At 68.6% G+C, this 11,172-nt stretch carries 11 protein-coding genes; 2 read left to right on the top strand and 9 right to left on the bottom strand.

What is annotated here, in order from left to right:
• Window positions 1-114: 114 nt before the first annotated feature.
• From RTX79_RS07125 to rpmB, 6 genes are all read right to left on the bottom strand, one after another.
• Entirely contained in the window at window positions 115-441 is a 327-nt protein-coding gene (locus RTX79_RS07125; RefSeq protein ID WP_312682949.1) for a low molecular weight protein tyrosine phosphatase family protein, read from the bottom strand.
• A 16-nt stretch (window positions 442-457) separates the two neighbouring features.
• Entirely contained in the window at window positions 458-2,644 is a 2,187-nt protein-coding gene (gene uvrD, locus RTX79_RS07130) for a DNA helicase II (protein WP_312682950.1), read from the bottom strand.
• Between the two features lie 9 nt (window positions 2,645-2,653).
• The gene (locus RTX79_RS07135; RefSeq protein ID WP_312682951.1) at window positions 2,654-4,054 is read right to left on the bottom strand and encodes an FAD/NAD(P)-binding protein; all 1,401 of its coding nucleotides are present in this window, start codon (window positions 4,052-4,054) and stop codon (window positions 2,654-2,656) included.
• Window positions 4,055-4,088: 34 nt separating this feature from the next.
• Window positions 4,089-5,507: a cardiolipin synthase gene (gene cls, locus RTX79_RS07140; protein ID WP_312682952.1), complete on the bottom strand. Its 1,419-nt coding sequence runs from the start codon at window positions 5,505-5,507 to the stop codon at window positions 4,089-4,091.
• A 112-nt stretch (window positions 5,508-5,619) separates the two neighbouring features.
• Window positions 5,620-5,787: a 50S ribosomal protein L33 gene (rpmG, locus tag RTX79_RS07145; protein ID WP_182339464.1), complete on the bottom strand. Its 168-nt coding sequence runs from the start codon at window positions 5,785-5,787 to the stop codon at window positions 5,620-5,622.
• A 10-nt stretch (window positions 5,788-5,797) separates the two neighbouring features.
• Window positions 5,798-6,034, bottom strand: coding sequence for a 50S ribosomal protein L28 (gene rpmB / locus RTX79_RS07150; protein ID WP_312682953.1), 237 nt, complete (start codon window positions 6,032-6,034; stop codon window positions 5,798-5,800).
• 246 nt (window positions 6,035-6,280) lie between these two features.
• Here rpmB and RTX79_RS07155 point away from each other — a divergent pair, with 246 nt between their 5' ends.
• The gene (locus RTX79_RS07155; protein ID WP_312682954.1) at window positions 6,281-7,558 is read left to right on the top strand and encodes a glycosyltransferase; all 1,278 of its coding nucleotides are present in this window, start codon (window positions 6,281-6,283) and stop codon (window positions 7,556-7,558) included.
• On the opposite strand, the gene RTX79_RS07160 is transcribed toward RTX79_RS07155, so the two are convergent.
• The 3 genes from RTX79_RS07160 to RTX79_RS07170 form a co-directional block, all read right to left on the bottom strand.
• Window positions 7,492-8,367 (bottom strand): hypothetical protein, encoded by an 876-nt coding sequence (locus tag RTX79_RS07160; protein ID WP_312682955.1) that lies wholly within the window; start codon window positions 8,365-8,367, stop codon window positions 7,492-7,494. The two genes, RTX79_RS07155 and RTX79_RS07160, sit on opposite strands and share 67 nt — an antisense overlap.
• Window positions 8,364-9,674 (bottom strand): AAA family ATPase, encoded by a 1,311-nt coding sequence (locus RTX79_RS07165; RefSeq protein ID WP_312682956.1) that lies wholly within the window; start codon window positions 9,672-9,674, stop codon window positions 8,364-8,366. The genes RTX79_RS07160 and RTX79_RS07165 overlap by 4 nt, the downstream gene beginning before the upstream one ends.
• A gap of 62 nt (window positions 9,675-9,736) precedes the next feature.
• A complete protein-coding gene (locus RTX79_RS07170) occupies window positions 9,737-10,633 on the bottom strand; it encodes a LysR family transcriptional regulator (RefSeq protein ID WP_312682958.1) in 897 nt (298 codons plus the stop codon).
• 128 nt (window positions 10,634-10,761) lie between these two features.
• Here RTX79_RS07170 and RTX79_RS07175 point away from each other — a divergent pair, with 128 nt between their 5' ends.
• Window positions 10,762-11,151 (top strand): RidA family protein, encoded by a 390-nt coding sequence (locus tag RTX79_RS07175; RefSeq protein ID WP_057507107.1) that lies wholly within the window; start codon window positions 10,762-10,764, stop codon window positions 11,149-11,151.
• Window positions 11,152-11,172: the final 21 nt, after the last annotated feature.

Here is an 11,172-nt window from a genome sequence, read left to right on the forward strand (position 1 = left end):
AAGAAGGAAATACTGCCTCCAGCGATAGGCATTGGCTTTCATAAATACGGCGCTGCTCAGGATGACACCGCTACCCGGCAGACGGACGGAGAAGCGGAACGCCTAAACCGATGGTCAGCGCAGGTGCGGACTGACCTTGCGCTTGAGCAGCTCGACCAGCACCGGGTCCATGTAGTCATAGTCATCCGGGATATCCAGGCACACCACGCGCTTGCCTTTCAGCCAGGGCGCGAAGCGTGCCGACAGCCGCGTGCGGTGCGCGCGCTCCATCACGAATACCAGATCGGCCCACGCCAGCAGCTCAGGCCCCAGCAGCTCGTCCGCATCGGCCAGCAGTCCGGCCGACGCGGTTTCGACACCGGGCCAGTCGGCGAACACCTGCTCGGCCGTCGGGCTGCGCAGGCGGTTCTGGCTGCACAGGAACAGCACGTGGCGGGTCATGGCGCGGTAGCCGACCCTACAGCGCGGTCAGGTTGGCGTAGGCCATCACCAGCCACTTGCTGCCGGCATCGGCGAACTCCACCTGCACGCGCGCATGCGCGCCGCTGCCTTCGTAGTCGGTGACCATGCCTTCGCCGAACTTGGGATGGGTGACCATCGTGCCGAGCTTCAGCGGCGGCGCTTCGAGCGCGGCATGCCCGCCACGGCTGGCACCCAGCGATGCCGGCCGCGAGACCTGCACTTTCGGCCGTACTTCATGCAACAGCTCGCGCGGGATCTCGCGCAGGAAGCGCGACGGCACGCCGTAGTTGTCCTGGCCATGGATGCGCCGTGATTCGGCGTAGCACAGCACCAGCTTCTGCCGCGCGCGGGTGATGCCGACGTAGGCCAGCCGGCGCTCTTCCTCCAACCGCCCGCTTTCTTCCAGCGAACGCGCGCTCGGGAACAGGCCGTCTTCCATGCCGGCCAGGAACACCAGCGGAAACTCCAGGCCCTTGGCCGAATGCAGGGTCATCAACTGCACGCCGTCTTCGTTGGCCTGGGCCTGGCCTTCGCCCGCTTCCAGCGCGGCATAGGCGAGGAAGGCGACCAGCTCGTCCATGTCCTCCACTTCTTCGACATCGTCGGCCCGGCGCACGAAGCGCGAGGCCACCGACACCAGTTCGTCGAGGTTGTCGGTGCGCGATTCGGAGTCCAGCGCGTTGCGGCTTTCCTTGCTCCAGTGTTCGCGCAGCAGCGAACGTGCCAGCACGTGGTCGATGCGCTCGGCGAGGGTCATGTGCAGGGTCTGCCCCTGCAGTTCATTGACCAGCACCAGGAAGCCCGCCAGCGCATTGCGCGCGCGTGCCGCCAAGGTGTTGCTCTGGGTGACCAGCATGGTGGCTTCCCACAGCGAAATGCCTTGCGCGCGCGCCTCGCGGCGCACCTCGTCCAGGGTGCGGTCGCCGATGCCACGGGTCGGGGTGTTGACCGCGCGCTCGAAGGCCGCGTCGTCGTTGCGGTTGGACAGCAGCCGCAGGTAGGCCAGCGCGTCCTTGATTTCGGCGCGCTCGAAGAAGCGCATGCCGCCATACACCCGATACGGCACCTGCTCGCTCAGCAGCACTTCTTCCAGCGCGCGCGACTGCGCGTTGCTGCGGTAGAGCACCGCCACTTCGCCGTGGCTGCCGCCATCGCGCACCCACTGGCGGGCACGCTCGACGATGTAACGTGCCTCGTCCATTTCGTTGTAGGCCGCGTACAGGTCGATCGGATCGCCGTCGCCGCTGTCGGTCCACAGTTCCTTGCCGATGCGGTCCGGATTGTGCGAAATGACCGCGTTGGCCGCGCCCAGGATGTTGGCGGTGGAGCGGTAGTTCTGTTCCAGCCGGATGGTCTGCGCACCGGGGAAATCGCGCAGGAAACCCTGCACGTTCTCCACCTTCGCACCGCGCCAGCCATAGATGGCCTGGTCATCGTCGCCGACCACGAACACATGTCCGCTGTCGCCGGCCAGTACGCGCACGAAGGCGTACTGGATGGAGTTGGTGTCCTGGAATTCGTCGACCAGGATCTCGCGGAAACGCGCGCGGTAGTGCGCCAGCAGGGCGGGGTTGTCGCGCAGCAGCTCATGCGCGCGCAGCAGCAGCTCGGCGAAGTCGACCAACCCGGCGCGGTCGCAGCGCGCCTGGTATTCGGTGTAGGCCTGGCGCATGGTGTCCAGCCAGGCGTCGTTTGGTTCGGGCTGGATATGCTGCGGGCGGCGGCCCTCGTCCTTCTGTTCGTTGATCCACCAGGCGATCTGCTTGGGCGGGTATTTGCCGTCGTCCAGCTCCAGTGCCTGCACCACGCGCTTGACCAGCCGCAGCTGGTCATCGGAGTCCATCACCTGGAACGAATCAGGCAGCTTGGCTTCGGCCCAGTGCAGGCGCAGCAGGCGGTTGGCCAGCCCATGGAAGGTGCCGATCCAGGCGCCGCGGCTGCCATTGGGCAGCTGCGCGTCGATGCGATGGCGCATCTCGCCGGCAGCCTTGTTGGTGAAGGTCACCGCGAAAATGCCATGGGTCGGCACGCCGAACACTTCGTGCAGCCAGGCGATGCGGTGGGTCAGTACGCGGGTCTTGCCGGAGCCCGCACCGGCCAGCACCAGGTGGTGGCCAGGGGGGGCGGACACGGCATCGCGCTGGGCCGGGTTCAGGCCATCAAGCAGGTGGGAGACATCCATGCCCCCATTTTACGGCATCGCTGCTTCGAGCTCCCGCACCGCGTGGCGTGCCGCATCCTCCGCCTGCTGACGCAGTTCAGGCACGGCCAGGCTTTCCCACAACGTGCCGATGCGCAGGCTGCCCAGCACGCCGATGGCGTCATCCGCGTTGCCGTCGGCATCGATCAGCCGGTCGCCTGCGGCCTGGCTGTCCAGGCCCAGGCCATGCGGCCCGGGGCGCGCGATGCCTTCGGCCAGCAGCTGCCTCAGCAATGGATTGCGCAGGCCCTCGGCACGCGTCTCCACGCCGGTGGCGTTGACCAGTGCGCCGAGATCCCACTGCACCGCTGCGCCGTGGGACAAGGCGGACAGGCGCAGGCCCGACTCGGTTTCCACCACGCCCTGCAGGCGCACGCGGTGCAGCTGCAGGCGGCCGTCGGCCAGTGCATCGCGCAGCTGTACGTGGACTTCTTCGGCAATCCTGTGCCGATGCACGTCCCAGTGCCGCACCCCATGGCGCAGGAAGCGGCGCTGGTCGGCGTCATCGAGGGTCTGCCACAGCGCCTTGCCCAGCGGACGGATGCGCTCCATCACGCTCTGCCACGGAATGCCCTGCGCTGCGGCCTCGCGGGCATGCCGGCGCAGCGTGCGCAGCCGGCTGCGCAGCGGCATCGCCAGCAAGGGCTGCGGGTCATAGGTCGCCGGCGCCCCGTGGGCATGCGGCAACGGCATCAGCGCGTGCCGGGAAAACACGTGCAGCACGCCGCTCTGGCCTGCCGCGAACAACGCCACCACGCTGTCCACCATGCTCAACCCGGAGCCGATGATGCCGATGGCCTGCTCGCCCGCAAGCAGGCGGACGCCGTCGTAATCCCAGGCTTCGGCGATGCAGTGGTGTGGCAGGGCGTCGGCGCCGGCCAGCGGGATCGGGCGCACGCTGTTGCCGCAGGCCAGCACGACGTGGCCGGCATCGACCGCGGTGCCATCGGTCAGTTCCAGCCGTGCCGCGCCCGCGTGCCGGCGCAGCGACAGCACCGCCTGCGGAACCACCTGCAGCTGCACCGGGCTGCCCTCGCCCGCCTCCGCCAGACGCTGGCGCAGATACGCCGCGTAATGCCGACGCGGCACGAAGCGGCCTGCCAGCGACGCATCATCATCCTGCGGGAAGGCGTCGACCTGGCGCAGGTAATCGGTGAAATCCGTGGGCTGGTCCGGCAGCGCGCTCATCCGGCCGGCCGGCACGTTGAGCAGGTGCTGCGGTGCCGGCGTGGCATAGGCGATGCCCTCGGCCAGGGTCGAGGCCGGCTCGAACAACTGGACCTGCAGCGGGGCCTTGGCGTGGCGCAGCAGGTGCAGGGCGGTCAGCGCACCGGCGGCGCCACCGCCGATGATGGCCAGGTCGATGCGGTGCGGAGTCGCTGTATCGTTCATGCAGTGATTGTAGGCGATGGATCGGCCAGCGCCTTTACATCAGCGCATCGGCCAGCCGCGCGATGCCTTCGCGGCTGCGCCGCCAGGTGGCCCGCTTGCGCCACTGCGAAAGCTCCAGCGGTCGCGACTGGCGCAGGTAGTCTTCTTCGATATCCAGCAGTTGGCGCACGATCGTGCGGTCATAGCAGAGCAGGCCGATTTCGGCATTCAGCGCGAAGGAACGGATGTCCAGGTTGATCGATCCCAGCAGCGCGATGTCCTCGTCCACGCTGAGGTGCTTGGCGTGCAGGAAATGCGGCTCGTACAGCGCGATGCGCACGCCGCTGCGCAGCAGCTCATCGTAGTACGCCTCCTGCGCCCATGCGGTCAGCCGTGCATTGCTGGTGGCCGATACGATCAGCTGCACGTCCACCCCGGACAACGCGGCGATGCGCAGCGCACTCAGCGTGGCCTCGTCAGGCACGAAGTACGGGGTGACCAGCACGATGCGGCGGCGTGCCAGGTGGATCATCGCATTCACTGCATCGCGCGCGTTGCTGAAGGGGTAGGCCGGGCCGCTGGGCAGCAGCTGGGTGGCCACGTCTTCGCTGCACACCGGCACGTCGGCCATCACGTCCAGCCGCTGGCCGGTTTCCATGTACCAGTCACTGGCGAACACTGCCTCCAGGTGGGCGACGGCCGGACCGCGCAGGCGCGCGACCAGTTCGCGGTTGGGACGGCCGCGCACGAACGTGGCATCGGCCAGGTTCTGCGAGCCGATGTAGCCGACCTTGTTGTCGATCACCGCGATCTTGCGGTGATTGCGCAGGTCCATGCGCCCGCTGCGCCGCCAGCGCAGGCCGCCCGGCAGCATCGCACGCACCTCCACCTCGCGCGCCAGCAGGCGCTTGCGGTAGGCACGCAGGCCGCGCTTGGCGCCCACCGCATCCAGCAGCAGGCGGCACTGCACGCCGCGCGCGGCGGCACGCTGCAGCGCCTCCACGATGGCATCGCCCACCGCATCGTCGAACATCAGGTAATACAGCAGGTGGACGCGCTCTTCGGCCTGGTCGATATCGGCGATCAGGTGGGCCAGCGAATCGTCATAGCCGGTCAGCAGGTCCAGCGCGTTGCCGTGCACGGGCATGAAATCGCCCTGCCGTTCCACCAGCGGCACCATTTCGGCGACGGTGGTATCGGCGTCCGGTTGCCAGCGAAGGGCGGACTGCAGCGCCTGTTCTTCGCGGATCACCTGCGAGGCCTCGGCCTGACGGCGCAGGCGCTCGCCGGACAGCCACGGGTGGCCGAACAGCAGGTACAGCGGCAGGCCCAGCAGGGGCACGAAGCCGACCAGCAGCAGCCAGCTGCGTGCGGCGCCGGGGGTGGTGCGGGCGGGAATCCACAACAGCGCGGCCAACCGGATCAGCCAGTCCAGCAGCAGCAGCCATGAGCCCAGCGTCCATTCCAAGAGCATCGCCCCACCTGCGCAAAGGGAGCGCCATTCTGGCACGGGGTGGGTCACGGCCATAAAAAAACCCGCCTCGCGGCGGGTTTCTTCACTCGGGAAGCTCAAGCATCCTGGCGGATTACTTGATCTTGCCTTCCTTGTACGGGACATGCTTGCGCACGACCGGATCGTACTTCAGGAATTCCATCTTCCCGGGGGTGTTCTTCTTGTTCTTGTCCGTCGTGTAGAAGTGGCCGGTACCGGCCGTCGAAATCAGACGGATCTTGTCGCGCTTGCCTGCCATGATCGTTTACTCCTCAGACCTTTTCGCCGCGCGAACGCAGCTCAGCCAGAACGGAGTCGATGCCGTTCTTGTCGATGGTGCGCAGTGCATGCGCGGAAACACGAAGCTTGACCCAACGGCCTTCGCTCGCCACCCAGAAACGGCGGACGTGCAGGTTCGGAAGGAAACGACGACGGGTCTTGTTGTTGGCGTGCGAGACGTTGTTACCCGTCTGCACTCGCTTGCCGGAAACCTGGCACTTGCGGGACATTGCGCACCTCGATGGTGATGGGTGTCTCCCCATGGCCTGGGGGACGGCGGCCTCGATGGTTTCCCATCACACGTCAAGAGAATCAAAGGGTTACGCTGACCTGGGCATACCGGAGGACGTGTTACCGGTACCGCCACCCGGGGTTGACCGGACACAGCGAGCCGCGAAGTATGCCCGGATCAGGCGGAACCTGCAAGCCAGGGCCGCTCCACGGTACCCTCGCCCGCGGCCTGTTACACAGGCGGGATGAAATTACTCGCACTCACCTACGGCACCGAAGGCGACACCCGCCCCCTAACCCTGCTCTGCCGCGGGCTGATCGACGCCGGCCACGAGGTGATGCTGCTCGCCGACGCCGGCACGCTGGGCAGCGCGCAGGCACTGGAGGTGCCGCACGCCGCCCTGCAGGGCGACATCCACGAAGAAGTGGTGGCACTGCTGTCGCGCGGCAACAGCCCACGGGCCGCCAGCAGTGGACTGGCCCGGATGGCGCGGCGGCATGTGGCCGACTGGATGGGCCAGGCCGACCGGGCCGCTGCAGGCTGTGACGCGGTGCTGGCCGGGGGGCTGGCCGCCTTCGTCGGCCTGAGCGTGGCCGAACGCCACCGCATTCCGGTGATCGGCACCGGCATGATCCCGATCACCCCGACCCGCGCCTTCCCCTCCCCTTTCCTGCCACCGGGCTGGACACCGGCGGCGCTGAACCGGATCAGCCACCGGCTGGTCACCCGGCTGATCTGGCAGCAGTTCCGCGCACCGGTCAACCAGGCCCGGCACGCGGTGCTGGGCCTGCCCCCGGCGACCACCCCGTGGATCGATGCGCCGATGCTGTACGGCGTGTCGCCCAGCCTGGTGGCCGCGCCCGCGGACTGGCCGGCCGACCATCTGGTCTGCGGCCAGTGGCGCCTGCCCGACAGCGCCGGGTGGTCGCCCCCGCCCGCCCTGCAGGCGTTCCTGGATGCCGGCGCGCCGCCGGTCTACGTGGGCTTCGGCAGCATGACCGGGTTCGACCGCGACGCCGTGCTGTCGGCCCTGCTGCGCATGCTTGAAGGGCGCCGCGTGCTGCTGTCACCGGGCTGGTCGGGCACGCCGGCGCTGGCCCTGCCGCACGACGTGCACGTGGTGGGGCCGGTGCCGCATGAAGCCCTGTTCCCGCTGACCTCGCTGGTCATCCACCATGGCGGCAGCGGCACCACGCATTCGGCCTGCCGCGCCGGTGTGCCGTCGATGGTGATGCCGTTCGCGGCCGATCAGTTCTTCTGGGCCGACCGCCTGCATCGACTCGGCGTGTCGCCGGCGGCGCTCTCGCCCCGGCGGCTGGACCCCCGGCGACTGTCTGCGGCACTCGCCTTTGCCGAACGCCCGGACGTGCGCGGGCGCGCGGCGGCACTCGGCCGGCAGATGGCGGCCGAAGACGGCGTGGCGACCGGCGTGGCGGCCGTGGCGCAGCTGCTCGGTCAGCCCGCGGCCAACTGCAGCGCCAAGCTGCCAAGCGCGTCCGCGCGTTCCCTGTCAGCACCATGAAGCGCGACGAAGTCGCGTGCACAGGCGGCGAACTCGGCGCGGTCGGACTGTGCGTAGGCGATCGACTGCTGCTGCAGCTGGCGCAGGTCATCCGGCAAGCCCGGCAGCTGCACGGCGCGCAACGACAGCCATAACGCCCCCAGCAGCCGTGCCCTCCGGCTGGTCAGGTCCTGGTGGTTGAGCTGGAAGAATTCGATGGTCACCCGCGCGCGCTCATGGTCGCCACCGCGCGTGCGACGTGGCACGGCCAGTACGCCATCGAAGCGCAGGATGCGCGCGGGATCGGTGTCCAGGGTACCGAGCGGATACACCAGCAGCGGGTCTTCAGCGCGCGCCGAGCGTGGCGTGGATGCGCGCGTGCTGCGTCTGCCGCGTACCGGGAAGAAGTCGGCCTTCAACGTCGAATTGCAGCGCGTGCAGGCAATCACATAGTTCAGCGGATGGTAGGCCAGCAGGTAGTAACCGCGCGTGCTGGCCCGGCCCACCGCACACGGCGGCAGGAAGCCCACAGCGCCTTTGCCGGTGGCGGGTGGCCACGCGCTGACCCTCGATTTAGGCCGGAAGTGCTCCACCTCGTGGACCTTGCTGGCCAGCGCGTGGCCGGCCAGGCGGCTTTCGCAGTAGGCGCATTTCTCATGCTGGAGCTCGATGTAGACCTGCTTGATGTCGCCCCAGAATTCGCTGCCTTCGGCGTAGCGGCCCTGTCGCCGGTACTCGGCGGTGCGCAGCCGCGCCTTGTCCAGCCAGCGGCGGTCGTGCGCGCTGACCAGTGCACGCAGTTGCGCTTCGCCCACGCGGATGCGGATCACGCCAGGCCCTCCCCCGAGGCGAGCAGCTGCAGATAGGCCACCGCCGCGGCGGCATCGCCGTGCTGGCTGGCCAGCCGCAGGCGCTCCAGCCTGCCGCCTACCGCCGCCGGCCGGGTGCTGGCCAGCCCGAAATACGGACTGAGCAGCATCTCGTCGGCACTGCGACCATGCACCCGCTCAGGCAACCGACGGCAACGCGTGCCCAGCGTGTCCGTGCGATCAAGCACGATCAGGTTGTGCGGCTGCAGCGCACCGACCACCAGCGGGCTGTGGGTGGTCACGATGAACTGCAGCTTCGGCAGCGCCTGGGACAGGGTGGACAGCAGCGAGCGCTGCCATGCGGGGTGCAGGTGCAGGTCGATCTCATCGACCAGCACCACGCCCTGGTTGTCGGCCAGCCGACGGCCCGACGGTGCGCCCAAGCACAACTGGTGGAGCAGGTCGCCAATCCAGCCGACATAGGCCTGGTAACCATCGGACAGGCCGGAGAAGGGAAGCTGCGCGCCGTCGATCTCGAACAGCGGCGGCTCCTGGGACGCCGTGGTCGCCATCCGGCAGCCGTGCGGCAGCAGCCGGTTCATCAGGGTGACCACCTGTCGATGGCGGCCGGGATTCTGCGCCGCATACGCAGGCAACCAGGCGGCAAGCGGCAGCAGTCCGCGGTTGTCGAACAGGCTGGCCACGCGCTGGCGTCGCTGCCGTCCCACCGGCACGGGTGCCGCATCCGCGGCAGCCTGCGCGTGGTCGACCCAGCGCGAGGCGCCGTAGGCCACCAGGAAGAACGCACTGGGCTCACGCACCTGCTGGATCAGCCGCAGGTCGCGGCCCAGCTCGGCCTGCTGCGGGCGCAGCCAGTCAAGCAGCTCCATGTCGCCGACACGCTCGATCCGGGCCTGTATCGGCAGTGCCTGCAGCGGCCGTCCGGCGCACGCCAGCAGGTCCTGGCCATGCAGGCGCAGGTCGATGTCGATGCGCGCGGTATCCTCGGCCACGCAGGCGCCGGCACCGTTGCCTGGCGGCCTGCGTACCCAGCCGGTGCGCTCCAGCGTGGCATCGCGTTCGAATACAGGTGCCAGCACGCCGAGCGCGATCGCCCGCAGCACGCTGGATTTGCCCGCGCCGTTGCCGCCGAGCAGCACATGCACGTTGGCAAGCGGCGCGCCCACGGCGGCGTCGCCGTCGTGGCGGAAATCGATGCTGGCGTCGCTGAACGCGCGCAGGTTCTGGATGCGGATGGCTTCTACGTGCACGCTGGCAGCCCTGTGGACGCCCGGCCGGGCGATCTGCGCGGCGAGCATGACTGGCATGCGCGCCGTGCCTGCAGCCTAGGCGGCACCGGCATGCACCCACCAGAGGCAGCGCGGTCGGTTCATGCCTGCATCAGCGCGGTCACCCAGTCGATGAACGCCCGCAGGCGCTGGCTCACATGCCGGGTGGGCGGGAACATCACGTGCATGGGCATGGATTCGATCCGCCAGTCGTCGAACAGCTGCACCAGTTCGCCGCGCGCGGCCGGCGCGGCCGCCATGTACTCCGGCACGCAGATGATGCCCAGGCCGGCCAGGCCGGCGGCGAGATAGGCATCGCCGTCGTCGATGGCGATGACGTGGCGCCCGCGTACGTCAATCTGTTCCTCGCCCCGCTGCATCACGAAGCGGCGCGTGCGTCCGGTTCGGGGTCGCAGGAAGCCGACGGTCAGGTGGTCCGGCCCTTCCAGTTCGCGGGGATGGGCGGGTACGCCATGGCGCTCCAGATAACCGGCGCTGGCATGGATGCCGAAGCGGAGATCACCGATATGCCGCGCCACCAGCGACTGCTCGATCGGCTCACCGCCGCGGATGACGCAGTCGACGTTGTCACCGATCAGGTCGACCTCGCGGTCGCTGACCCCGATCTGCAGTTCGATGTCCGGATAGCGCGCGTGGAAGTCCGGCAGCGCCGGCACCAGCAGCAGGCGGGCGAACGGGCTGGGCACATCGATGCGCAGGCGCCCGCGCGGGGCATCGGTGGCGGTGGAGAGACTGGCTTCGGCCGCTTCCAGTTCGGCCAGCAGGCGCACCGCCCGGGGATAGTAAAGCTCGCCATCTGCGGTCAGGTTGACCTGGCGGGTCGTGCGGTTGAGCAGGCGCACGCGCAGGTGGGACTCCAGCTGCTGGACCAGCTCGGTCACCCGCGTGCGCCCCAGCTGCAGCGTCTGCGCCGCCTTGGTGAAGCTGCCGGTTTCCACTACCCGGACGAAGGCGCGCATTGCGTCGAAACGGTCCATGCAGGGCCTGATCTGTCGGATTTGCCGAACAATCTAGGCGGCTTCTGTCGGTTTATCCAGCGGAACAGGCGGTCCAGCATGTAACCCCGTGCTGCGGCAGCCTGCTGCAGCCCTGACGGAGCAATCCCATGACCCGTGATGTCGTGTTTCCCGCTGGCCGCCAGGCCCTGTACGAACGCAATCGCTATTCGCCGGCGGTGCGTGCCAACGGCTTCCTGTTCGTGTCCGGGCAGGTCGGCAGCCGCGAAGACGGCTCGCCCGAGCCCGAGCTGGAAGCCCAGGTCCGCCGCGCCTTCGACAACCTCAACGCGGTGCTGGCGGCGGCCGGCTGCAGCTTCGACGACGTGGTCGACGTGACGGTGTTCATCGTCGACCCGGAGAAGAATTTCGAAAAGGCCTGGGCGATCGTGCCGGAGTACTGGGGTGAAGCGCCGCATCCCACCCTGACCGGGATCGGCGTGACCTGGCTGTACGGATTCCAGTTCGAGATCAAGGTGATCGCGAAGCTGCCGGCGTAGCTGCGTTGACGGCCAGCGGCC

This window comes from Stenotrophomonas chelatiphaga, from assembly GCF_032054965.1.
In the GTDB taxonomy this organism is placed as follows: domain Bacteria; phylum Pseudomonadota; class Gammaproteobacteria; order Xanthomonadales; family Xanthomonadaceae; genus Stenotrophomonas; species Stenotrophomonas chelatiphaga.